Consider the following 24,928-nt stretch of genomic DNA (forward strand, 5'->3'; position numbering starts at 1 on the left):
GAGTGCACGCCCGATGATCCGCTCCAAGAAGCTCCTGCTCGCCAGCGCCGTGACGATGGCGCTGACATCCACCCCGCATGCGATGGCGCAGCAAAGGCAGTTCAACGTGCCCGCGCAGCCGGCAGTGAGCGCCATACCCGAGTTCGCTCGCCAGGCACAGGTCCAGATCATCGCGCCGGCAGCGTCACTCGATGGCGTGCAGACGCCGGCGGTGGTGGGTGAGCAGGACCTCCGCGCTGCACTGCACACGCTTCTGAGCGGCACCTCACTTGTCATCACGTCCGATGACGGCAGCGTGATCCTGCTGCAGGACTCCGCAAACCCCTCACGCGATGCGGGCAGCGGCACCGTGTCCGGCAGCGTGCTGGACCCCGCAACGGGCGGCTATCTGCGCGATGCCATCATCAGGATCAGCAGCGGCAGCTGGACCCGGGTCGTGAATTCCGGTGATCGCGGCGAGTTCCAGCTGACGGGGGTTCCTGCCGGCCCGGTCCAGGTGACCGTCAGCTACACCGGCTTCGGTGAGCAGCGGAAGACCATCGAACTGGAGCGTGGCGAACGCGAGCGCGTGGAGTTCCAACTGCGCAGCACGTCGACGGAAGCGGGCGATGCGCAGACACTCGACGCACTGAAAGTCGTCGGCGTCCGCGAGGGCGATGCCCGCGCGATCATGGAGCAGCGCGCGTCCATGAACATCACCAACACACTGTCGGCGGACAGCTTCGGCGAGATCGGCGATGGAAATCCGGGCGAGTTCCTGAAGTACATGCCCGGCGTCGATTTCGATGTCGTGGCCGACGATGCGCCGCGCAACATCAGCCTGAGAGGTCTGCCGGCCAAATACACCGGCGTGACCCTGAACGGTGTGAGCCTGCCGGGTATCGACGCCAACTCGTCCAGCTCGCGCACCTTCAGCTTCGAGCAGAGCGCGCTCGCGGGCGTCGACTCCATCAGCATCAACAAGACGACGTCCGCCGACATGGACGCGAACGCGCCAGCCGGCACGATCGATATCCGGACCAAGCGGGCGTTCGACGCCAAGGGCCGGCGCGTCGTCGTATCGCTGGGGGGCACGACGCATGCCGGTCTATGGGATAGCAAGAATACCGGCTGGATGGAGGGCGGTTACGACAGCAAGTGGCTGCCGAGCAGTTCGATCACCTACTCGGATGTCTTCCTTGGGGGTCGGCTGGGAATCGCCGCCGGCATCAGCAGCACCAACAACCTGGTCGAACAGACGCAGATCACCGCCGGCCGCAACTATGTGGCGACCCCGACCAGCCCCCAACCGTATGCGGTCACGTCGATCGCGGCGGCCGGATACGACCGCGAGTACAACCGCCGGGTCGCTTCGTTCAATGCCGATTTCAAGGCTACCGATGAGCTGATCCTGTCGTTCGCCGCCAACCTGAGCCGCGGCGACATCGATCCCAACAACATCACCCCTACCCTCACCAACGGTCGGGCCACCGCCGCCAATCCGCACGAGGGCGATCCGTCGCTGGACTGGACGACGCAGTTTCCCGCCACCACCAACACGCTGGCGCTGACCCACGTCTATACCTACAAGGTGGGTTATTCGCGCAACTTCGTGCCGAGCTTCGTCTGGCAGAACGAGCGGTTCAAGTTGGACGGCAACCTGTTCTCGGCCAATTCGACCAGCCGCTACGACTCCGGCAAGAAGGGCCAGGTGTCGGGCCTGATGAATACCCTGACCGCACGCGGCAACTACAGCGCCTCGCGCAGCAACTGGATGACGCAGGACTGGCAGGTCCAGCAGATCGATGGCATCGACTGGGCAAGCCCGGATGCTTTTACCCTGGGCTCGTATGCCGGCGCACTGGGAGCGTCCACCCGCCCTTCGATCCGCACCACCAGCGGCAGCTCTGCGGAGCTGGAATATCGGGGAGGCAGCCTGAACTTCGAGTTCTACCAGGACATCGGCAACGTGCCGGTCACGTGGAAGACCGGCCTGAAGGCCACCGACGCCGGCTACGAGTTCGGCAACACGTCCGACGCCAACATCTGGACCTACACCGGGCCGCTCACCAACGCCGAGTTCCTGCGTGCGGTGCAGAGCCAGAACGTCTGGCATAGCGGCGAGAGCGGGATGAACATCCGCACGCTGGGCGGCGGCGAGATGTACGTGCACAGCCTGGCCAGGATCCATCAGATGATGAAGGCGAATCCGGAGCAGTGGGTGCGCAGCGAGACCGCTGCGCAGTGGTATGCCGCCAACGTGGCCAACGCCAACAAGCTGGACGAGAAGATCACCTCGCTCTACTTCATGGGCACGGCGGACTTCACCGACAGGCTCAAGGTCCAGGCCGGCCTGCGCTGGGAGAAGACCCGCCAGATCGGCCACGACTTCGATCCGCTCAGCGCCGACGAGGTGCGCGCCGCAGGCTATGCGGTGTCCGCCACCACCGGGCGCGCCACCACGGTGGAAGGCCTGAAGTACCAGTACCTGAGCAACCGCCGCAGGGAAACCGAGGGCGGTTACAACGACTTCTTTCCCAGCGCGTCGGCCAAGTACAGCATCACGGACAACCTGGACGTGCATGCGGGCTACAGCAAGACGATCATGCGGCCGGAAGTAAGCGATCTTTCCGGCGCCTCGTCGATTGCCTACGGTACCGAGGACGGCAACGTACTCACCGCGCCCAACACGGACTTGAGGCCGGAATACTCGGACAACTTCTCGATCCGCGCCACCCAGTATTTCGAACCTGTCGGCCTGGTCGCGTTCGGCGTGTTCCACAACAGGATCAAGGACCTGATCGGCGTCAGGACGGTGACGGCCGAAGAATTCGGCTACACCGGCAGCGAGCCGGTCGATCTGGTCAGCACCTCCGTCAACAGCGCGGAGGAGATCACCGTCAACGGTTACGAGTTCGAGTTCAACCACGCCATGGACTACCTTCCGGGTGCGCTGAGCGGCCTGACCATCCGCGGACATTTCACCCATACCAATCCGTCGGAGCGACTGTCGCGCGTGGCGCAGCAGGTGGCGGGCCTCGGATTCGGCTGGAAGTACGGGCCGGTGCGGCTCAACCTCAATGGTGTCTGGAGCGACGAGAAGGATCGTGGCCCCACCGGGTCGATCAACGTCAACAACGGCAACGGTGCGTACTCGCTGACCCAGGAACAACCCTTCGACGACTATCTGGAAGTGAACCTGTCCGGCAGCTACACCCTCATTCCCAAGACCCGGGACAACTGGCTGGGTCTGGAGGTGTATTTCAGCGCCAACAATCTCTTCGACCAGAACCGGCACACCGTGTACTCGAACGGTCCCGTCGGCCTCGGTGCGGGGGGACACCACAGCCAGATCTACATCACCAGCGGTCGCCGCGCCTCGCTCGGCATCCGCGCGCGATTCTGATCCTCACGCGGCACCGGACTTCTCCCATGGCTGATGCATGCCCGGCGAATGCGCTGCGGAATGCCGGCACAGAGCCCTCAATGGAATTCGTCATGCAGAACCGTTTTGATCGCCGCAAGTTCCTGCTGGGAGTCGGCAGCCTGGCCCTGTTCGCGGGGCTTGGAAGCGCCGGACGGGTGTGGGCTTCTGCCCGGTTCCCTGCCTATCCTTTCCTGCTGGGCGTCGCGTCAGGCGACCCGATGCCGGATGGTTTCGTCATCTGGACCCGTCTGGCGCCCGAGCCGCTGGAAGAGCACGCGGGAATGCCGATGCTCGCCGTTCCGGTGCGATGGGAGGTGGCGGAAGACGGGAAGTTCGCGAAGGTGGTGCGCAAGGGCGAAACCCTCGCGCGTCCCGAGCTGGGGCACAGCCTGCATGTGGAAGTCGAGGGACTGCGCGCGCAGCGTCCCTACTGGTACCGGTTCCATGTCGAAGGCCAGCCGCCGAGTCCTGCAGGTTGCGTGCGTACCGCGCCTGCCGCCGGCGACATGCCGGAGCGCGTCCGCATCGGTGTGGCCGGATGCCAGCATCATGAGGCAGGGCTGTTCACCGCCTATCGCCACCTCAGCCAGGAACCGGATCTGGATGCCGTGTTCCACTACGGCGACTACATCTACGAGGGTCGGGGAAAGGAAACGGCGCTCTCCGTGCATGATGGAGCGGGTGGGCTGATCGATCGACGCCACATCGGTGGCGAGATCTACACGCTGGACGATTACCGGCGCCGGTACGCGCAGTACAAGCGCGATCCCGACCTCCAGGCCGCGCACGCAGCGGCGGCCTTCCTGTCCACCTGGGACGACCACGAGTTCGACAACAACTGGGCCGCAGCGCTGGACCAGGACGGCACGCCGCCGGAGGTGTTCGCCCTGCGGAAATTCGCGGCCATGCAGGCGTGGTACGAAAACATGCCGGTGCGTCGTGCACTGTTCCCCACGCCCCGGCACGGCATCACCATGCATCGCAGACTGGACTACGGCCGGATGCTGCGGGTCCATCTGCTGGACACCCGGCAGTACCGCAGCCGGCAGCGTTGCGAGCCGGGCATGACCAAGGCCTGCCGTACCGCGGACGAGGCCGGGACGGAGCAGATGCTCGGCGTGGCACAGGAGGGATGGCTGGAGCAGGGCCTGAATGCGCAGCCGCGCTGGCACCTGCTCGCCCAGCAGGTGATGATGATGCCTTACACGTATCCCACCAGCCGCAAGTCGGGCCGTCTCAATACGGACTCGTGGAGCGGCTATCCGTCATCGCGCGCGCGCGTGCTGGACATGATCCAGGCGCGGAAGCTGGGGAATGTGGTGGTGGCGACGGGAGACGTGCACAAGCACCATGCCGGCGTCATTCCCTCCCGTGACGGCGACCTCCTCAGTGCGCCGGTGGCCACCGAGTTCGTCACCACCTCCATCGCTTCGGGCGGCGACGGCAGCGACGTTCCCGCGACGTGGGAGACCGTGCTGGACGACAACCCGCACAACGTTCTGGTCAACGACCGTCGTGGTTACCAGATGTTCGACATCGGCCCGCGCGTGTGGCGGACCGATGTCGTGGCCATCCACAGGGTGACCACGCCCGGAGGCAGCAAGTCGGTGATTGCCCGCCTGGTCACCGAGAACGGAAAGCCGGGCATCGCGAAGGCGTGACGTGCGTGGTCCTGCACTGCGCTCCCTGCCCCGCAGACAGGGAGCAGGACGTCCGGCTTCGACAGGGGCATGCGGCTTCGGCCTTCGCCACGAACGCCCGTGGAGGGCTCCGATGAAAGCAATCACGTTGTACATGGTGCTCCCCATGCTCGCGTTGTGGTCGTCCACCGGTGCGGCGGAACGGGACGCCAGGGGAACGACCCGCGGCGAACCGCTGCCGCCATGGCGCGAAGGAGAACTCGACATCCACCACATCCACACCGGCCGCGGTGAAGCCCAGCTCATGGTGCTGCCGGACGGCACCAGCGTGTTGATCGACATGAGCGGAAAGACGAGCGAGCAGGCGCCGTTCCTGCTGCCGACCAGACCGGATGCCTCGCGTCCCCCGGGCGAGTGGGTCGCCCGCTATGTGCGCCGCGTGCTGCCGGCGGGTGCGGTGAAGCTGGACTACGCCCTCATCAGCCACTTCCATGGCGACCACATGGGCACGATCGTCCCGGACTCGCCGCGCTCGCCGAACGGCTACCAGCTTAGTGGCATCACCCAGGTCGCCGAGTCGGTCGGCATCGCCAAAGTCATCGACCGCGGATGGCCCCGCTACGACTATCCGGCCCCGATCAGGAACCCGACGATGGACAACTATCGGCGGTTCCTCGACTGGCAGATCAGGCATCGAGGCATGCGGGTCGAGGCCTTCGAGCCCGGCCGCAACGATCAGATCGCGCTGGTGCACGGAAGCGGCCGCTACCCCGGGTTCGAAATCCGCAACCTGTACGCCAATGGGCGGGTGTGGACGGGGGAAGGAACAGCCACTCGCAGTCTGTTCCCGCCACTGGAGGGTATTCCCCCGGAAGACCAACCCGGCGAGAACAAGTTGAGCATCGCATTGCGTGTGCGATACGGCGCCTTCGACTACTACACCGGCGGCGATCTTTCCGCGGTGGACGAAGAGGTCACGTTCGAACCGCATGCCTGGAAGAACGTGGAGCCCCCCGTCGCGCAGGCTGCCGGGCCGGTCGACGCGATGAAGGCCAACCATCACGGCAGCTGGGATGCCAACAGCATTCCCTTCCTGGCTGCGCTTCGGCCGCGGGTGATCGTCGTGCCCGCGCGCGCCGACGGGCATCCTGCCGTCAACACCTACCGGCGCATGACGTCGCAGAAGGTCTGGCCGGGCGAGCGGGATGTGTTCATCACCCATGTCTCCGACGCGACGGCCAAGACCACTTATCGCGTGGACAAGGCGGCCAGCGTGCAAGGCCATGTCGTGATCAGGGTGGAACGCGGCGGCGCCCGTTATCGCGTGTTCGTGCTGGACGATGCCGACGAAGCGATGCGGGTGAAGGCCGTGCACGGACCGTATGAGTCGAACTAGCCTGAGGTGGACGGCGTCTGCTTCTGGCCGACGGCCACCGGAGCGACATCATCTGGCCGTCACGCGAAGGCAAGTCGTTGCAACTGCCTCCTCACTCGAGCATCGCAAGTCGAAACAAGGTTTCAACTTGAGCTGCCGCTGACAACCACCTGAGTGATTGAAGCGATTGGTGGGCCCACCAGGACTCGAACCTGGAACCAAAGGATTATGAGTCCTCTGCTCTAACCATTGAGCTATAGGCCCTCCGCGGCCGGGATTGTACCGGAGGCGGTGGCGGTCAATGGGATGTCGGGCGGCGGCGCGCGCAGTTCGAGGGCGCGGGTGAGGATCGCGGGCGGTGCGGCTTCTTCCGGCGTGCGCAGCCAGCCTGCGCGGCGCAGGCGGTCGCCCAGCGCGGGCGATGCCGTCAGCAGGTTGATGGGCACGGAGAGCACCATGCCCAGCACCACCGGCGCCATCCATGCCGCCAGTGCGGGCGAGACCAGATAGGCCAGCACGCCACTGAACGCACCGAACAGGCTGAGGCCGGCGTAGCGACGCACCAGGCCGGCCAGCGGCACGCTGCCATCATCGCGCCGTTGCGTTTCCCAGCCCGAATCGCGTCCGGCGAGCACGTCGGCCACGCCACGCGATTGCACGTACATCGTGACGGGCGCCATCAGCGCCGCCATCACGGTCTCCAGCAGTGCGCTGCCGGCGATCCGCAATGCACCGCCGCATTGCCGGCGCAACGACGGCTCCAGCACCGTGGCGATGCACCCCATCGCCTTGGGCGCCAGCAACACCGCCATGGTGAGATAGAAGACCCACAGGAAACGCTCCGGATCGCCGCCGCGCCAGTACAGCGCAGGCGTGAAGCCGTCGAGATGCGGCTGCGCCAGATGGAAGCCGGCCTGCTGCAACGGAATCGCCAGGCCCACCAGCATCAGCATCGCCCACATGGGTGCGGTGGAGTAATGACCGATCCCCACCAGCAGGTGCAGGCGGCTGACCCAGTGCAGCCCACGCGCGGGCACCACCGCGCCATGCTGCAGGTTGCCCTGGCACCAACGGCGGTCGCGCACCAGCATGTCGATCAGCGAAGGCGGCCCTTCTTCGTAGCTGCCACCAAGACCCGGGGCCATGTGCACGGCCCAGCCGCCACGCCGCAGCAGGGCGGCTTCGACGAAATCATGGCTCAGCACCGCGCCTTCGAACGGCTTGCCGCCGCCCAAGTGGGGCAGGCCCGCGTGCCGCGCGAAGGCGGCCGTGCGGATGATGGCGTTGTGACCCCAGTAGTTCCCCTCCGCGCCATGCCACCACGCGATGCCATGCGCGGCCACCGGACCATAGACCCGCCCGGCGAACTGCTGCATGCGCGCGAAGAACGTGCGCCCGTTGACGATCATCGGCAGCGTCTGGATCAGCGCCAGGGTCGATTGACGCTCCATGGCCGCGGCCAGGCGCACCAGCGTTTCGCCCGTCATCAGGCTGTCCGCATCCAGGATCAGGAAGTGCGGATAGGCGCCGCCGAAGCGACGCACCCAGTCGGCGATGTTGCCGGCCTTGCGTTCGGTGTTCTTGTCCCGGCGCCGATAGAACACGCGCGCGTCGGATCCCAGGCGGTGCAGCAGCGCGCGCACCGCCCTGCCCTCTGTCTGGCGCACGTCCGCATCGGTGCTATCGCTGAGGATGAAGAAGTCGAAGCACGTGCCCTGGCCGGTCTGCGCCAACGATTCGTGCATCGCCTGCACCCCGGCGAGGACGCGCTCCGGATCTTCGTTGTAGGTAGGCACCAGTAGCGCCGTGCGCGTGGACAGCGCGGGCAACGGCGCGTCCTCGTCGATCCCGGGCGCCTGTGTGCGCTTCGACAGCAGCAGCACGAATCCCGCCAGCGTGCTGGAGAACGACAGAGCGATCCATGCGAACAGCGCCACGAACAGGGCCAGCAGCACCCCTTCCAGCACGCTGATGCCCTCGCCCCGCAGCACCCACCAGATCTGGTACGTGGCGAACAGCGTCATCAGCACCGCGTTGCCCATCACCAGCGCGCGCCGCCCTCCGATCCTGGCCGGTGACGTCGGCAGGCGACGCGGCGACAGGCGCCCGCTACGCAGGTCCTGCACCGGCATGGGCAACGGCGACTCGGGCGGCAGCCAGGACGGCGACGGCGGAGAGGGGTGGCGGGCATCGCTCATGATCACGCGCTCCAGCGGTACAGCCAGGTTTCGGACAAGGGCGCGTGCCCCTCCAGCACGCGTGCATGCAATTCGACGTCGCGATCATCCGCCTCTTGCGCCTGCGGGCGGAACTCGAAACTCAGGCGCCAGCCCTGCGTTTCGGGATTGGGATACACCACGGCGCCCACGATCTCGCCGCGCGCCGCCCATACATCGGGCGTCAACCGGCTGTCGCGCGGCAGCGAGGCCAGGCGGCCGCCTTCCAGATCGATCACCACCAGACGTCGTGCAGGATCGGGGGCGGCGCCGATGCGCGTATCCGTCACCATCGCCAGCCCGGGCTTCCAGCGGTGCGTGTCGCACCAGTGCATGCGGTAATCGAAGCGGTGCTCGCGCCCGGCGCGGAGCGGCTGTTGCGGGCGCCAGAACGCGACGATGTTGTCGTGGTATTCGTCGCCGGTGGGAATCTCCACCAGCGTCACCGCGCCCTTGCCCCAGTCGCCCTTCGGCTCGATCCACAGGCTGGGCCGCTGGTGGTAGCGTGCCTCGATGTCGGCATAGTCGGCGAAGCCACGCTTGCGTTGCATCAGACCGAACCCGCGCGGACCGGCATCGGCGAAGGCGCTGATCTGCACGCGTCGCGGGTTGCTCAGCGGGCGCCAGATCTGGTCGCCGGCACCGTTGAAGATCGCCAGGCCATCCGAATCGTGCACCGCAGGACGATAGTCGTCGGTGCCGACCCGATCGCCTGCATCGAACTCGAACATGCTGGTCAACGGCGCGATGCCGGCGCGCGCGAGATCGACACGCGGATAGAGGCGGGACTGCACGTCGATGACCGTCTCGGCGCCGGGTTTCATGTCGAAGCGGAACGCACCCGCCACGCTCGGGCTGTCGAGCAGCGCGTGCACCACCAGATGATCGGCGCCGGCGGCAGGCTGCTCGATCCAGAACGCGCGGAACACCGGGAATTCCTCGGCACCGGCATCGCCGCTGCCCAGCGCCAGGCCGCGCGCGGACAGGCCGTAGGCATGCCCCTTGCCCAGTGCACGGAAGTAGCTGGCGCCGAGGAACGCGATCAGTTCGTCGTACACCGCCGGCTGGTTGAGCGGCGTGTGCACGCGGAATCCGGCAAAGCCGATGTCGTCGCGCAGCCCCGGCTCGACGCCCGGCGGGAAGGAATACAGCTCGGGCGAATAGGCGATCGGCGTGGCGATGCCGTCGTGCACCCGATGCAGGTCCACGCGCTGCTTGAACAGGAAGCCGCGATGGAACATCTGCAGCTGGAACGGCAACGCCTCCTTGCGCCAGAGGGCCTGCTGCGGATCGAAGCGCAGGTCGCGATATGCGTCGTAGCCGGTATCCAGCGATGCGGGCAGATGCTCATCAGGTGCGCGGTACGGCTGCCGCGCCATGGCGCGTGCAAAGCGTGGAACCGTTTCCAGGTCGAATCGCGTGGGAGTTGCCGCAGTGCTTGCTGCGCTCGTGGCCTGCGCCATCACGCGGGGCATGCTGCCCAGCAACGCGATGGCGAGGACGGATTTGACTGCGTCCCGTCGCTGCACGCGGAAGTCTGACTCGTGGGGTGACCGTAGTGTAACGGCGCACATGTGATGACGATGGCAAGGCGAACGCCACGATGACGCCACCCTTGCACCAAAAAGAAACGCGGCCCACCAGGGGCCGCGCTTCGTTGGTGCAAACGCTGCTTCTGCGCGTCAGTCGATGTCGAGGAAGCTGCGCAGCTGTTCCGAACGCGACGGGTGACGCAGCTTGCGCAGGGCCTTGGCTTCGATCTGACGGATGCGCTCGCGGGTGACGTCGAACTGCTTGCCGACCTCTTCCAGCGTGTGATCGGTATTCATGTCGATGCCGAAACGCATGCGCAGCACCTTGGCTTCCCGCGGGGTCAGGCCGGCGAGCACGTCGCGGACCGTTTCCGACAGGTTGATGTTGGTGGTGTTCTCGATCGGGGACTCCACGTTGGTGTCCTCGATGAAGTCGCCCAGGTGGGAGTCCTCATCGTCGCCGATCGGCGTTTCCATGGAGATCGGTTCCTTCGCGATCTTCATGACCTTGCGGATCTTGTCCTCGGGCATGTCCATTTCCTTGGCCAGCTCCTCCGGTGTGGCCTCGCGGCCGTACTGCTGGAGCATCTGGCGGGAAATGCGGTTGAGCTTGTTGATCGTCTCGATCATGTGCACCGGGATGCGGATGGTGCGCGCCTGGTCGGCGATCGAGCGGGTGATCGCCTGGCGGATCCACCAGGTCGCATAGGTCGAGAACTTGTAGCCGCGGCGGTACTCGAACTTGTCGACCGCCTTCATCAGGCCGATGTTGCCTTCCTGGATCAGGTCGAGGAATTGCAGGCCGCGGTTGGTGTACTTCTTCGCGATGGAGATGACCAGGCGCAGATTGGCCTCGACCATCTCCTTCTTGGCCTTGCGCGCCTTGGCTTCGCCGTAGGCCATCGCACGGCTGATGTCCTTGATGTCGGCCAGCGTCAGGTGCATGGCCTGTTCGACGGCGATGGTGGCTTCCTGCTCGGCGACGATCTGTTCGCGCACGTCGCGCAGGCCGGACGACCACTTCTGCTTGCGCTTCAGCACCTCGTCCACCCAACCGAGGTTGGTCTGGTTGCCTTCCCATGCACGCAGGAATTCCTTGCGCGGCATCTTGGCGACGTTGGCGCACAGGTGCAGCACGCGGCGCTCGTGGTCCTTCACCTGGGCCACGACTTCGCGCAGCTTGCGCACCAGGGTGTCGGTCAGCGGAAGCGGCAGCTTCAGGGTGACGAAGGTTTCGCCCAGCTCGGTGCGCAGCTTGGCGACCGCCTTGTTGTCGGCGCCGTTCTTGGCGTAGGACTTCTTGAACTTGGCATAGCCGTCGGCCAGCACCTGCATGCGGCGGGCGACCTCTTCCGGATCCGGACCGGTCGGCGCGGCTTCCTCGGCGGTGTCGTCGCCGGCGTCATCGTCGTCGTCGGCGTCATCGGCCGCTTCCGCGACTTCTTCGGCGGCCGGCACTTCGACGGGCGGCTCTTCGACATCGTTGAAGCCCACGACCACTTCGGCCAGGCGCTTCTTGCCGGCCTTGTGCAGTTCGTACTCTTCCAGCAGCAGTTCGATCGACCACGGGAAGTTGCCGAGCGAGGCCTGCACCTGGCCCAGGCCTTCCTCGATGCGCTTGGCGATGGCGATTTCGCCCTCGCGCGTCAGCAGCTCGACGGTACCCATTTCGCGCATGTACATGCGCACCGGGTCGGTGGTGCGGCCACCTTCGGTATCGAGCGAGGTCAGCGCGGCGGCGGCTTCTTCGGCGGCCGTTTCGTCGACTTCGCGGTTGCCAGTGTTGCCGTCAGCCAGCAGCAGGGTTTCGGCATCGGGGGCGACTTCATGGACGTCGATGCCCATGCCGTTGATCATGCCGATGATGTCTTCGATCTGTTCCGGATCGACCAGGTCGTCGGGAAGGTGATCGTTGACTTCGGCGTAAGTCAGATAGCCCTGCTCCAAGCCCTTGCTGATCAAGAGCTTGATGTCGGACTGCTGCGCAGGACGTTCGTTGGCCATGGAGGTTGCGCCACCGGGAGTGAGGAAGGGAGAACCCCGTATTATACCAGCCCGGACCGGCTTGGGCTCTGCCGCCCGACGCCCGTCAAGGGGGAAACGTCAGGGACGGAGCAGGAAGGTCACGGGCCCGTCGTTGACGAGGCTGATCACCATATGGGCACCAAAACGCCCCGTTTCCACCCTTCCGGCGTGGGTTTGCCGACAGATCGCGACCAGTTGATTGAAGCCCTGTTCAGCCTCGGCAGGCGGGGCGGCCGTGGTGAAGCTGGGGCGCATGCCCGAGCGGGTGTCCGCCGCCAACGTGAACTGACTGACCAGCAGCAGGCCGCCGCCGGTATCGGCGAGGGAGCGGTTCATGCGGCCCGCGTCGTCGGCGAATACCCGGTAGCCCAGCAGCCGCTCGGCCATGCGCGCGATCTGCGCCTCGCTGTCGCCCGGTTCCATGGCCACCAGTGCAAGCAGGCCGCCCTCGATGGCCCCCACCACGACCTCATCGACGGCGACGGAGGCCCGGGTCACGCGCTGGATCAGGGAAAGCATGGGCACCGGTCCGGACGAGGGTGCGAACAGGATAGAGGGGCCGACACCCCGCGCCAGCGGGAAGGGTCACGCCGGTTGGCTACACTCGACGGATGAAACCGGACACTCTCGCCGCCCTCGGCTACCACGCCGCCGCCCTGGTCGGCCGCCTTCCCTGGTCCTGGCTGCGCACGCTGGGCGATCTGATGGCGTGGGCCTGGCGGCGCGCGGATGCACGCGAAAGCCGGGTGACCCGCCGCAACCTCGAGATCGCCTACCCCGACCTGCTGCCCGCTCAACGCGAGGACCTGCACCAGGCCATCCTGCGGACCACCGCCAGGCAGGCGCTGGAAACCCTCAGCTTCTGGACCCGCCCGCCGGCGGACAACCTCGCCTGCCTGCGCGAGCGCCACGGCGAGGCGCTGTACGACGCCGCGCTGGCCAGCGGCAAGGGCGTGATCGTCGCGGCACCGCATTTCGGCAACTGGGAGCTGCTCAACCAGTGGCTGGCCTCGCGCGGGCCGCTGGCCATCGTCTACCGCCCGCCGGCCTCGCCGGTCGGTGACGCCTTCCTGCTGCGCGTGCGCGGCGCCGACAACATCCGCCAGGTGCGCGCCGAAGGTCCGGCCGTGCGGCAGTTGTGGAAGGTCCTGAAGGAAGGCGGCGCGGTCGGCATCCTGCCGGACCAGCAGCCCAAGGCGGGCGATGGCGAGTTCGCACCGTTCTTCGGCAAGCCGGCCTTGACGATGACGCTGGTCTCGCGGCTCGCCGAACGCACCGGCGCCACCGTGCTGTTCGCGTGGTGCGAACGGATCGGGCCGGGACCGGACTTCGCGCTGCACGTCGAGCCCGCACCGCCCGCCATCGCCGATGCGGATCCGGTGACGGCCGTCACCGCGCTCAACGCCACCGTCGAACGGATCGCGCGCCGCGATCCCGCGCAGTACCAGTGGACGTACAAACGCTATACGCTGCGGCCTCCGGGCAGCGGCGAGGACACGCCTTACCGCTGACCTGTTGGGGAGCGCGAACGGCATGCACCTGCACCGTTCCGCCACGACGCCTGCCACGCACCAAGGACGCGCCCGCTGCAATGAGTGACCCCCTGGAGACCCTCGCGGTCGATGACATTTCGCGCCCCGACTGGCAGGCCCTGCCGACCCGCGGCGCCTGGCTGGCGGCCGTGGGCGGCGCGGCCCTGATGTTCCCGCTCGGCTTCCCGGCGTTCTTCATCTCGCGCGCGACCGATGTCGTGTCGCCCTGGCTCGCCGTTCCCGCGGCGGCGGCCGTGGGTGCGATGCTGGGCGCGTGGGTCGCGGTCAGGCGCCACCGGCGCACACGCTGGCGCCTGGACGACCGCGGATTCGCCGTGCGCCGCGGCAACTGGTGGCAGAGCGAAACCCACGTGCCGATCTCGCGCGTGCAGCACCTGGACCTGAAACGCGGCCCGCTGGAGCGCAGCGCAGGCCTGTCCACGCTGGTGGTGCACACGGCTGGCACGCGGATGGCGGCGGTCTCGGTGTCGGGCCTGGACGCGGACGATGCGGAGCGCCTGCGCGAACGCCTGGCCACACAGGTCGACCACGACGACGCGCTGTGATGGACGACGTTCTGCAGCCGGGCAGCGGACCCGACGAGCGCCGACTGCACCCGTGGTCGTGGCTGTTCGTGCTGCTGCAACAGCTCAAGCAGTTCATCTTCCCGCTGGTCGCGCTGCTGGTGTTCGGCGCACGCAGGAGCGAGGGCGATGGCGAGCTGTGGGCGTCGCTCGCCCCGGTCATCGGCATCGCCGTGCTGGTGGTGCTGGCGATCCTGCAGTACTTCACCTACCGCTACACGATCGGGCGCGACGGTCTGACCGTGCGCGAAGGCCTGCTGCATCGCTCGCGGCGGGAAATCCCGTTCTCGCGCATCCACAACGTGGTGGTCCACCAGTCGTTGCTGCACCGCGTGTTCGGCGTGGCCGAAGTACGGCTGGAGTCGGCCGGCGGGCAGAAGCCGGAAGCGCAGATGCGCGTGCTCGGCCTGCGCGATGCGCTGGCGCTGGAAGACCTGGTGCGGCACCAGTCACGGGACGCGGCACCCGCGTCGTCCGAAGCGGGCCTGGCCGTGCGCGAGGACGGCACCACGCTGCTCTCGCTGTCGACATGGGAGGTCATCCGGCTGGGCCTGATCTCCAATCGCGGCATGATCGTGGTGGCGGCCGCCTTCGGCGCCATGTGGCAGATCCTGCCGGAGAACAGGATCGAACAGATGTTCCGTCAGGGCGCGCAGCAGGCGTACGGCTATGCCGAAGACCTGCACCTGGGCTGGCTGGGCGGTGCCGCCGGCGGCGTCGCCCTGATCGGCGTGGCACTGGCGCTGGTGCGGCTGCTGTCCGTGGCGCTGGCGCTGTCGCAGTTCCACGGTTTCCGGCTGACCGAAGAGCCGCGCCGCCTGATGGTGGAGCGCGGCCTGTTCGCGCGCCTGCGCACCAGCGTGGCGCGCCGGCGCATCCAGGCATGGACGCTGCACGAGGGCCTGCTGCACCGCGTATTCAGGCGTCGGTCGCTGCGCATCGACACCGCGGTGGCGGAGAAGTCCGGCCAGCAGGACACGCGTGCGCTCAAGGATGTCGCACCCATCGCCACGCCGGATGCCTGCGATGCCCTGATCAATCACCTGCTGCCGCATGCGCAGTGGCCGCGTAACGACTGGCAGGCCGTGCACCCGTCCGCGCGCTGGCGCCTGTGGTTGCCGTCGCTGGCATGGCTGCTGCCGGTGACGGTGCTGGCGGCCTGGCAGTGGGGTGCATGGGGATGGCTGGGACTGGCCTGGATGCTGTTCGCCGCCCATGCCGCACGCCGGCAGGCCAGCCGCATGGGATGGACGCTGGACGAGCAGCTGGTGGCCGTGCGCAGCGGCTGGTGGTCGCGCTACTGGCGCTTCGCCGAGATCGACAAGCTGCAGGCGCTGCGCCTGTCGCGCTCGCCGCTGGACCTGCGCTTCGGTACCGCGACGCTCTGGCTGGATACCGCCGGTGCCAACGGCATCGCCGCGCCGCTGGCGCTGCGCTTCGTCCCCGAGGCCGATGCCCGGGCCGCCCATGAGCGACTGACCACCGCGCTGGCGCGACGCCGCCTGAACTGGTGAACGGAAAGCGGCCACACCCCACGCCATGACAATGCCTCTTCCTCTTTCCGCCGTCATCATCACCAAGAACGAAGCCGACCGGTTGGGTCGTTGTCTGGCGTCGCTGCAGGGGGTGTGCAGCGAGATCCTGGTACTGGACTGCGGCTCCGACGATGGCACCGTGGCACTGGCGCAATCGCATGGCGCGCGCGTCGAACACCAGGACTGGCTGGGTTTTGCCGGCCAGAAGAACGAGGCCATCCGCCGCGCCACGCAACCCTGGCTGCTGCTGTTGGACGCGGACGAATGGCTCGCCGAGGGCAGCGAAGCGCCGCTGCGCGCGCTGTTCGCCAACGGCGAGGTCGAGCAGGCCGACGTGTGGCGACTGAAGCGCTGCAACTGGTTCCTCGGCCGCATGCTCAGCGGATTCGAGCGCACGGAGCGGCTGGTGCGACCAGATCATCGCTATCTGCCGATGCGCGTGCACGAGAAGCCCGACCTGGCCGGCAAGCGCGTGCGGGACTGCGACATCGTCATCGAGCACAACACCGCGCGTTCGCTGGAAGCGCATCGGGCGAAGAACGCGCGCTACGCCCGCCTGTGGGCCGAGCAGCGACATGCCGACGGCAAACGCTGCTCCGCGCTCAGTCCCTGGACCCACGCCGCCGCGTACTGGCTGAAGATGTACCTGCTGCGCGCGGCCTGGCGCGATGGCCGCCAGGGCTGGTGGTTCCATGCCAGCCACGCACGGGCCGTCATCGATAAGTACCGCCACCTGCATGCGTTGGGGAAAACGCCGTGAGCGACGTTGCGCGCCCGTTGGTCGTGCGCTGCGGCGCACTCGGCGACATGGTGATGCTGACCACGCTGATCCGGCTGCTGCATGCGCGCTACGGCCAGCCCGTGGACGTGCTGACCACGGGCGCGTGGACGCCGCCACTGCTGGCGCCCATGCCGGAGGTGGGACACGTGCAGCTGGTCACCAGTCGCAACACGCCCTACCTGCTGTGCCCAAGCCAGTGGAAGGCCGTGCGCTGGCTGCGTCAGCGTGGCCGGGGACCGGTGTATGTCTGCGACACCGATGCACCCACGTTGAGGTTGCTGGATCGCGGCAAGCTGCATCCGGACGACATCGTGCAGCGGCGTAACGACGACGACGAGGACAACGGCGTCACCCGCCTGTGGCCGGACCGCTGGTTGCGGATCGGGATGCGTGACCCCCGCCATCCGTACAGCACGATGCAGGTCGACCCCTCGATCTACCGCTTCCCGTCCCTGCGCGTCACCGACCCGGACCGTCGCGACCTGGCGCAGTGGCGCGTGCAGCATGGACTGGAGGGCACCTGCGTCCTGTTCCAGCCCGGCAACAAGCGCACCCACAAGCGCGGCAACGTGGCCACCGCCTCGCACCCAAAGTACTGGCCGCCCGCTGCCTGGGCCGAGGTGGCCAATGCGATCTGGCAGCGCCTGCCGCAGGCCCGCATCGTGCTGTGCGGATCGCCCGCCGAGCACGGCGTGCTGGACGAGATTACGGCCGCCACCGGCCATGACGTCCGCATGTACAACGCGGCGCGCGAGTTGCCGGTGCCACGACTGCTGGCCCTGCTGGAGCAGGCGCACAGCCTGATGTCGGTGGATACCGGCCCGGCGCATGCTGCGGCCGCCCTGGGTTGCCCGCTGGTGGTCATGTTCGGCGCCGCCTCGCCCGCGAAATGGCGCCCGATCGGCCCCGGCGCGATCACGGTGCTGGGCGGCGAGCGCGGAGACGCGAGCCGCGTTCGCGACGTTCCCGCCGGGGACGTGATCGCCGCATGGTCGGTGTTGCCGGTACGCACCGCCGACTGAGGCGTGCGATCAGCCGGCCGGCGTGCCTGCCGACTTGTCGATCCCGTAGGGCGTCCACGTGATGCGCTGGGCCCGCGTCTGCGCGCGGATGGCCAGGTTGCGCTCGACCGATTCGCGCGTCTTGTAGCCGCGCGCATGGTCCAGGTGCACGCACACCGCCCGGTGGCGGATCTGCTTGCCGCGGATACCGTGGTTCTCCAGCCGCTCGCCCAGTTCGCGGTCGGGGCCGCCGTACTTCATCCGCTCGTCGTAGCCGTTGATCGCCAGCAGATCCGCCTTCCATGCCGACGAATTGCAGTTGTTGAACGTCGGCCGCGCGGTGGTGATCGCATCCAGCAGCTTGCCGGTCGCCGCGCCCGCACCGAGCTTCAGCGTGTTCGACAGACCCAGGCGATCCTGCGCGCGCAGCCAGCGGCGGTTGAAACAGCGGCCGTCGCGGATGTCGTCGGCACTGATCGCCTTGCTCAGCTTCATGCTCAGCTTGCAGTAGCCGCCCGACAGGAAGCGCCCCGGCTCGGCCTGCTCCGCATGGACCTGCACGAAGTCGCGCCGCGGAATGCAGTCGCCGTCCGTAAACAGGATGTAGTCATGCCGCGCCTGCAGGATGGCCGCGTTGAGGATCTCCTGCCGGCGATAGCCATCGTCCTCATGCCACACATGCCGCAACGGCATGGGATAGTCGGCCGCGAAGCGCTCGACCAGCGCGCGCGTGCTGTCGCGCGACCCATCGTCGGCGACGATCAGCTCGAACTCCCGCCAGGTCTGGCAGCGGTAGCCCAGCAGCACCTTCTCCAGCCATTCCTCGGCGTTGTACGTGCTGGCGATGACGGTGATCTTCATTGCGGCGTGCCCCCTTCGCAACGTTCGCGTGCGGGATTGTGCCGCCAATGGATGACGACCGGAAGACGAGGCTGCAGCGCTACCTGGCGGACGGGCCCCAGTACCCCAGTTCCCGACGGATCTGCAGGCCACGCAGCAGCCTACCCACCGGCTTGCGCCGCAGCGGACCGAGCCGCCCGTCGATCAGGGCATCGGTCGCCGCGATCACGCGGCGCGAGGAAAGTCCGTCGCGGCGCGGATGGATATCGTCGGCGTATGCCACCAGTGCCTCGCGCAGTGCGATGGGCGGATCGAATGCCTGCCGCAACATCGTGCCCAGGTCTCCGGGCGCCTCGAACTGCAGCATGTGCGGCTTCGGTGCACGGTTGCGGAACGTCACCACTGGCTTGCGCTGCACCACGAACTCGCTGACCACCGACGTGGTGTCGGCGACCAGCACGTCGGCGGCGCGCTGCGCGCTGACCAGGTCGACCGGATCGACGAACGCCGCGTTCGGTCCGCACAGGCCGCGATAGCGCACGAACAATGCCTCCGGGCATTTCGGGTGCAGGGTCAGCAGCCAGAAGCGGTCACCCCGTTCGACCTCCGCGGCAATCGCATCGAACAGGTGCGGCGCCGCGCTCAACCGTTCGGTGAAGGTGGAGGCGAACATGACGACAGGGCGGCCGCGGGCTTCGGCGCGCCATGCATCGGCCAGCGGATCTTCGCCGCGGAACACCGGATCGAGCTTGGGCCAGCCGGTCTCCACGACCTTGAAGTGGCCCTCGCGCGCGGCCAGCGCCGCGAACGGCGCGGTCGTCGCCGGACCCTGGGTGCAGTACAGGTCGAACAGGCCGCGCACGCGGAAATGGCCGCGCGCCGCATCGCGCTTCTCCACGTTGAAGCCGTGGAACAGCTGCACCTTCGCACCGGAGACGAAGGTCGGCACCTCGTTGGCGGCGCTGAACACCGCCTGCGGCCGCAGCGCCACCGCCGAGCGCGCGTCGGCGACGGCAAGCACGCCACCGCGCAGCATCGCACCCCGTGCACCATCGACCAGCCAGGCGTGCACGCCATGGCCGGCTTCTTGCAGCGCATCGGCCAGCGGCTGCAAGATGGGCAGCGCATAGCGCTCGGTCCCGAACAACAGGTACTCCGCCATCAACGTGTCCTCATCCCACCGGCCTGCGATCTCGGCCTGCATTATCGCGTTCAACGAGGCCGACCGCATCGGGGATTGCCTGGCGTCGCTGGCGTTCTGCGACGAGATCGTGCTGGTGGACTCGTATTCCACCGATCGGACGGTCGCGATCGCGCAGGCCATGGGCGCGCGTGTGCTGCAGCGGGCGTTCGATGGATTTCGCAGCCAGAAGCAGTACGCCGTCGAGCAGGCACGGCATGACTGGGTACTGTGCCTGGATGCGGACGAACGCGTGGGCGATACGCTGCGGGCATCGATACTGCAAGCGCGCGATGACGGGTTCGGCACGGCGGCGGGGTATCGCTTCGCGCGGCTGTCGGAGTATTTCGGCCGCTTCCTTCGCCACGGCAATGCGTACCCGGACCGCGTGCTGCGGCTGTTCGACCGACGGCGCGGGGGGTGGCGAGGCAAGCGCGAAGTGCACGAGGCGGCCTCGGTCGACGGCCACGTGCAGACGCTCACCGGCGACCTGATCCATTACCCGTACCGGTCACTCGAGCAGCAGCTGGCCAAGACGCAACGCTACGCACGGATGATGGCCGAGCACGATTTCGCCCGCGGTCGCCGCGCCACGCTGACCGCGCTGGTACTGTCGCCGGCGTGGCGCTTCTGGCGCGGCTATCTGCTGCGCGGAGGCTTCCGCGACGGCTGGCACGGGCTGGTCTACGCGTACGTACGCGCCAACTATGTCCGGCAGAAGGCGATCATGCTGTGGATGATCCAGCACGGACTGCCCGTCGCGACACCGCCGCCCCCCGAAGACTGAGGTCACATCCCATGTGCGGAATCGCCGGCGCCCTCGCGCCCGACGGGCGTCATGACGAACAGGCGCTGCATCAGCTAGGCAGTGCGATGGGCGCGGCCATCGCGCATCGCGGCCCCGACGATGCCGGCACGTGGACCGAGGCGGCCGCAGGGCTGGTGCTGGCGCACAGGCGGCTGGCGATCGTGGACCTCAGCCCGGAAGGCCATCAGCCGATGGTGTCGGACGATGGACGCTGGGTGATCGCCTTCAATGGCGAGATCTACAACCACGCCGCACTGCGCCGCGAGCTCGCCGCGCAGGGACAGGCCTTCCGCGGCCATTCGGACACCGAGGTGCTGCTGGCCGCCATCGCCCACTGGGGCGTCGAAGCGGCGCTGGTGCGCAGCAACGGCATGCTCGCGCTTGCCGCCTGGGACCGCCGTACGCGCACCCTGTGGCTGGCGCGCGATCGCGTGGGCAAGAAGCCCCTTTACTACGGCTGGACCGGTGACGGCACGTTCCTGTTCGGCAGCGAACTGGCGGCGCTGCGCGCCTGCCCGTCGTTGCACGCCGAGGTCGATCAGGATGCGTTGGCGTTGCTGCTGAGACTGGATTGCATTCCGGCACCGCACTGCATCCTCAAAGGCATCCGCAAGCTGCCGGCTGGCGCACTGGTCCGGATCGACACGGCGCACACCGACGCCCGCGCCATGCCGGACGCGCATCTCTGGTGGGACGCGCGCGCGCGGCAGGAAGCAGCGCTCGATGCGGGGTTCGATGGCGACGAAACCGTTGCCCTGGACACCCTGGACGGCCTGCTGCGCGACGCCGTGGCGCTGCGCATGGAAGCGGACGTGCCGCTGGGCGCCTTCCTGTCCGGCGGCACCGATTCCTCGCTGGTCACCGCCCTGATGCAGGCGCAGTCGACGCGACCGGTACGCAGCTTCTCCATCGGCTTCGACAACGCCGTGCACGACGAGAGCGCGCATGCCGCGGCGGTGGCGCGACAACTGGGCACCGACCATACCGAGTTGCGCGCCGACGGCCGCGCGGCGCTGGACCTGGTGCCCACCATCGCACGCGTCTACGACGAACCTTTCGCCGACTCCTCGCAGTTGCCGACCGCGCTGCTGTGCCGGCTGGCGCGCGGGCATGTCACCGTGGCGCTGTCGGGCGACGGCGGCGACGAGCTGTTCTTCGGTTACGGCCGCTACCTGCGCGCCCTGCGCAACAACGCACGCCTGGAACGCCTCCCCCGCCGCCTGCTGTCGCGGATGGCCGGTGAGCCGGGCGAGCGCGCGCGACTGGGCGGTCTTGCCGCGCTGCGTGCGGAACTGGCCACGCGTGATCTGCAGGACGTCGCCCGCCACCGCATCAGCCGCTGGCGACACCCGGAGCGCGTGGTGCTTGGCGCGCATCCGCTCTCCACCGCCTATGACGACCCTGCGGCCCTGCTCCGCCGCGGAACGCCGGCAGACCGGCTGATGGCGATGGACTTCGCCTGCTACCTGCCCGAGGACATCCTCACCAAGGTCGACCGCGCCAGCATGGCCGTCGCACTGGAAGCGCGCGCACCGCTGCTGGACTGGCGGGTGGTGGAACTGGCCTGGTCGCTGCCCCTGTCGATGAAGTACCGCGACGGCGAACTCAAGTACCTGCCGAAGAAGCTCCTCTCCCGCTACCTGCCCGGGCCGCTGGTGTACCGCGGCAAGTCCGGCTTCGGCGCCCCGGTCGGTGACTGGCTGCGCGGTCCGCTGCGCGAGTGGGCCGAGACGCTGCTGGACGAACGCAGGCTGCGGGAAGAAGGGCATTTCGATGCTCCTGCCGTCCGCGCCGTCTGGCTGGAGTTCCTCGCCGGCCAGCGCAAATGGCACACCCACCTGTGGAGCGTGCTGATGTTCCAGGCATGGCGGGAAACCTGGCAGTGAGACAGGGCTTGTGCCGCGGCGCGAACTTCGTCGGCAACGGGCTCATGCAACGTTGATGCTGCAAGGGTGTAGCGAAGAGGGCGCGCCCCGCCGCGGCGCCACCCAAGGGGCTCAAGCTTCGGCGGGACGCATCTCGCCTTCGCTCGCGCACCAGTCGCTCATGGCGGTCGGCACCTCGCGCGCGGCGGGACCGGCAGGCCTTCCGGCCAACAAGCCGACCGCCTCCACCAGACGGGCCCTGAAGGCGGCGTCGTTGTCCTGGTAGAAGGCCCGCGCAGCACCCTGCTTCCTGCGCACCTCCGCTTCGTCCATCGCCAGCGCGGATGCGACGGCAGCCTCAAGCGCATCGGCCTCCACCAGATAGCGCGTGGCCAGCTGCTGCGTTCCGGTGCGCGCGAACGGCATCAGGATGCCGCGTTCCGGGGTCACCAGTTCATTCATCGGCTCCGCGTCGGTCGTCAGCACGATCGCTCCCACGCTGAGCGCTTCGACGATGTAATGCCCGAAGCCTTCGGTTTCCGAGGGGCAGAGATGGAACAGGTTGGCGTTCTGCAGTTCGCGCAGCTCCGCATCGTCAAGATAGTCCACGCGGTGGATGATGTTCGCCGCCCGGGGCCGGAAATCCGCCATGCGCGGATGCTGCACCACGGTCAGCGTGGGCCATTCGGGATGCCGCATCCATGTTTCCAGCACCGTCCGCGTGCGCTTGGCGCTGCTGCGTCCGGCCAGGTGCAGGAACGTCCGCTGGCGTTCGACACCGGGCAGATGGCGGTCGCCGCTGGTGAAGCCGATGGACGCGATGCCGCAACCGCGACGATGGAAGATGTCCTCCGCGTGCCGGGTTTTCGTCATCACCCGGTCGACATGGCGCAGCCGGCGCACGTCGCGCGGCAGGCACCATTCCGGGTTCGGGATGAACGCATTGCGCTCGGCGGCCTGCAGGTATTCGGCCGTGACGTGCTCCAGCATGATGTTGAGCGCAAAGCGCTTTCGACCCAGGAAGCGCCGGGTCGTGAGACGCGCCCGCTGCCACCATGGACCCAGCCATTTCCTCAATTTGCCGCGGCCACGCGCCGGCTGGAGGCTTACCTTGAACCCCGCCTCCCGCAACACCTGCTCGATGAGTCGCAGGTCGCGGCTGAGACCGACACCGTTGTCCCAGCCGATCAGGTTTACGTGAGGCATCGGGAAAAGCAGCGGTGCGGGGGAGCGGCGATTCTAGGAAGTGCTTTCTGACTCGAATCTGAGAATCATTGGGCGCGACCGGGCGCGTTTCACTGGAGTTTACTAATGTGAAGTGACGTCCCCTGCGGCCGCATCCTCAGAAGACAGCGCACTGCCCAGCAGCAGCCCCACGAACACCACGAACGCACTGGTACTGAGCGCATGGGAGAACATCGACTGCGTCACGCCTGACACCAGATACGAGACTACCAACATGGCGGCCGTCCACGCAGCGCCGACCGGCACTCCCAGCTGCGCTTGCCGGATGCGTCGTGCCGCGATTCCGAGGGGCACCAGATACCATGCGGCCAACGCGAAGACGCCTGCCACGCCCATGGTGGCCCCCCACTGGGCGAGATCGTTGTGTGCGTGTTCCAGCCCGCAGAAATGCCGTTCCTCGTTGTGGCAATACAGACTGCGATCGACCTGTTCGCCGAAGGCATCGATACCGACGCCCGTGAGCGGCGACGCGCGGAACGCATCCCAGGCGACGGACAGCAATGCGATGCGGGCACTGATGGGCTTGTCGACCTCACCGTTCGCGAAGCCGGAGACATCGGCATGCAACTGGTCGAGCCTGAACTGCGCGGACAGCCACGGAACCATCCACATGGCCGCGAACAGCACCGCCAGCAGGCCGAGCGCACCGCCCAGCTTCCACCAGCGATGGCGGGTTGCCGTGCCGACGATCAGCATCAACACGACCAATCCCAGACCAGGCAGTACGCCGCGACTGCCGCTGAAGATGACGGCCACGTTGGCCAGCACGATCACGACGACCATCAGCAGGTGCATCGGCCATCGGCCCTGGGCAGGCCTGCAGAACACGGCGATGACCAGCAAGGCGAGCACGGCATTGGCGAACACGATGGGGTTGGCGTCGCTGCCCACCCGCTCCACACCCAGCGACACCTGGGCGACCGAGATCGCAAAGGCGACCAGCAGCCCTGCCAACGCGCCGAACCAGAGGCTCGAGACCCGGACACGGGTCACCCAGGCCAGCCATGCGCACCACGGCAGGAGCAATGCCCTGGACGGATTGTCCAGCATGGTCAGGGGGGCATCGACGGCCCACATCGACAGCGCCACCACGACCACCACGACCAGCGCCGCCGCCAGAAGGAGAGTCAGCGCGCGCGGAACGACACGCTCACTGCGCCAGGCATCCGGCAAGGCGGCCAGGGTCGCCAACAGCAGCAGCGCCGCAAAGACAGACAGACCTTTGGGCACCACCAGCAACGCAGCCGCACTGAACCCCGCCAGCCACGCCATCGTGCGCGCGACATCCTGTCGACGTGTGCTTCTTCCCTGCATGGCCTCGGGTCCTGCGGATGGCAATCGCATGATCATGGAAATCGACCAC

18 protein-coding genes and 1 tRNA gene are annotated in these 24,928 nt (G+C 67.6%); 10 read left to right on the forward strand and 9 right to left on the reverse strand.

Annotated features, from left to right (window positions below):
* Positions 1-13: 13 nt before the first annotated feature.
* The 3 genes from MMG85_RS03815 to MMG85_RS03825 all read left to right on the forward strand — a co-directional run bounded on the left by MMG85_RS03815 (position 14) and on the right by MMG85_RS03825 (position 6,442).
* Positions 14-3,385 (forward strand): TonB-dependent receptor, encoded by a 3,372-nt coding sequence (locus tag MMG85_RS03815; RefSeq protein ID WP_241044818.1) that lies wholly within the window; start codon positions 14-16, stop codon positions 3,383-3,385.
* A gap of 92 nt (positions 3,386-3,477) precedes the next feature.
* Positions 3,478-5,067 (forward strand): alkaline phosphatase D family protein, encoded by a 1,590-nt coding sequence (locus tag MMG85_RS03820; protein WP_241044819.1) that lies wholly within the window; start codon positions 3,478-3,480, stop codon positions 5,065-5,067.
* 112 nt (positions 5,068-5,179) lie between these two features.
* Complete coding sequence (locus tag MMG85_RS03825; RefSeq protein ID WP_241044820.1) at positions 5,180-6,442, forward strand: hypothetical protein; 1,263 nt, start codon at positions 5,180-5,182, stop codon at positions 6,440-6,442.
* Positions 6,443-6,609: 167 nt separating this feature from the next.
* On the opposite strand, the gene MMG85_RS03830 is transcribed toward MMG85_RS03825, so the two are convergent.
* From MMG85_RS03830 to dtd, 5 genes are all read right to left on the reverse strand, one after another.
* Positions 6,610-6,685: transfer RNA gene (locus MMG85_RS03830), tRNA-Ile, on the reverse strand.
* A complete protein-coding gene (gene mdoH / locus MMG85_RS03835) occupies positions 6,676-8,619 on the reverse strand; it encodes a glucans biosynthesis glucosyltransferase MdoH (RefSeq protein WP_241044821.1) in 1,944 nt (647 codons plus the stop codon). Before mdoH ends, MMG85_RS03830 begins: the two co-directional genes overlap by 10 nt.
* A gap of 2 nt (positions 8,620-8,621) precedes the next feature.
* On the reverse strand, positions 8,622-10,211 hold the full coding sequence (locus MMG85_RS03840; protein WP_345778833.1) for a glucan biosynthesis protein G: 1,590 nt from the start codon (positions 10,209-10,211) through the stop codon (positions 8,622-8,624).
* Positions 10,212-10,319: 108 nt separating this feature from the next.
* Entirely contained in the window at positions 10,320-12,173 is a 1,854-nt protein-coding gene (gene rpoD / locus MMG85_RS03845; RefSeq protein WP_241044823.1) for an RNA polymerase sigma factor RpoD, read from the reverse strand.
* 99 nt (positions 12,174-12,272) lie between these two features.
* A complete protein-coding gene (dtd, locus tag MMG85_RS03850; RefSeq protein ID WP_241044824.1) occupies positions 12,273-12,713 on the reverse strand; it encodes a D-aminoacyl-tRNA deacylase in 441 nt (146 codons plus the stop codon).
* A 92-nt stretch (positions 12,714-12,805) separates the two neighbouring features.
* Between dtd and MMG85_RS03855 the strand changes: the two genes are divergently transcribed.
* The 5 genes from MMG85_RS03855 to MMG85_RS18530 all read left to right on the forward strand — a co-directional run bounded on the left by MMG85_RS03855 (position 12,806) and on the right by MMG85_RS18530 (position 17,648).
* Positions 12,806-13,705, forward strand: coding sequence for a lauroyl acyltransferase (locus tag MMG85_RS03855; protein WP_241044825.1), 900 nt, complete (start codon positions 12,806-12,808; stop codon positions 13,703-13,705).
* Positions 13,706-13,785: 80 nt separating this feature from the next.
* Positions 13,786-14,292: a PH domain-containing protein gene (locus MMG85_RS03860; protein ID WP_241044826.1), complete on the forward strand. Its 507-nt coding sequence runs from the start codon at positions 13,786-13,788 to the stop codon at positions 14,290-14,292.
* Positions 14,292-15,824: a PH domain-containing protein gene (locus tag MMG85_RS03865; RefSeq protein WP_241044827.1), complete on the forward strand. Its 1,533-nt coding sequence runs from the start codon at positions 14,292-14,294 to the stop codon at positions 15,822-15,824. Before MMG85_RS03860 ends, MMG85_RS03865 begins: the two co-directional genes overlap by 1 nt.
* A 25-nt stretch (positions 15,825-15,849) precedes the next feature.
* Complete coding sequence (locus tag MMG85_RS03870) at positions 15,850-16,605, forward strand: glycosyltransferase family 2 protein (protein WP_241044828.1); 756 nt, start codon at positions 15,850-15,852, stop codon at positions 16,603-16,605.
* On the forward strand, positions 16,602-17,648 hold the full coding sequence (locus MMG85_RS18530) for a glycosyltransferase family 9 protein (RefSeq protein ID WP_241044829.1): 1,047 nt from the start codon (positions 16,602-16,604) through the stop codon (positions 17,646-17,648). The genes MMG85_RS03870 and MMG85_RS18530 overlap by 4 nt, the downstream gene beginning before the upstream one ends.
* 9 nt (positions 17,649-17,657) lie before the next feature.
* Here MMG85_RS18530 and MMG85_RS03880 read toward each other — a convergent pair whose 3' ends face one another.
* Both MMG85_RS03880 and MMG85_RS03885 read right to left on the reverse strand, forming a co-directional pair.
* Complete coding sequence (locus MMG85_RS03880; protein WP_241044830.1) at positions 17,658-18,488, reverse strand: glycosyltransferase family 2 protein; 831 nt, start codon at positions 18,486-18,488, stop codon at positions 17,658-17,660.
* A gap of 79 nt (positions 18,489-18,567) precedes the next feature.
* On the reverse strand, positions 18,568-19,632 hold the full coding sequence (locus tag MMG85_RS03885; RefSeq protein WP_241044898.1) for a CDP-glycerol glycerophosphotransferase: 1,065 nt from the start codon (positions 19,630-19,632) through the stop codon (positions 18,568-18,570).
* Between MMG85_RS03885 and MMG85_RS03890 the strand changes: the two genes are divergently transcribed.
* Both MMG85_RS03890 and asnB read left to right on the forward strand, forming a co-directional pair.
* A complete protein-coding gene (locus MMG85_RS03890; RefSeq protein WP_241044899.1) occupies positions 19,628-20,434 on the forward strand; it encodes a glycosyltransferase family 2 protein in 807 nt (268 codons plus the stop codon). The genes MMG85_RS03885 and MMG85_RS03890 overlap by 5 nt on opposite strands.
* Before the next feature lie 11 nt (positions 20,435-20,445).
* On the forward strand, positions 20,446-22,341 hold the full coding sequence (gene asnB, locus MMG85_RS03895) for an asparagine synthase (glutamine-hydrolyzing) (protein ID WP_241044831.1): 1,896 nt from the start codon (positions 20,446-20,448) through the stop codon (positions 22,339-22,341).
* A 111-nt stretch (positions 22,342-22,452) separates the two neighbouring features.
* On the opposite strand, the gene MMG85_RS03900 is transcribed toward asnB, so the two are convergent.
* Entirely contained in the window at positions 22,453-23,310 is an 858-nt protein-coding gene (locus tag MMG85_RS03900) for a glycosyltransferase (protein WP_241044832.1), read from the reverse strand.
* 318 nt (positions 23,311-23,628) lie between these two features.
* A complete protein-coding gene (locus MMG85_RS03905) occupies positions 23,629-24,837 on the reverse strand; it encodes an O-antigen ligase family protein (protein ID WP_241044833.1) in 1,209 nt (402 codons plus the stop codon).
* Between the last annotated feature and the right edge of the window lie 91 nt (positions 24,838-24,928).

Source organism: Pseudoxanthomonas sp. LH2527 (genome assembly GCF_022539275.1).
In the GTDB taxonomy this organism is placed as follows: domain Bacteria; phylum Pseudomonadota; class Gammaproteobacteria; order Xanthomonadales; family Xanthomonadaceae; genus Pseudoxanthomonas_A.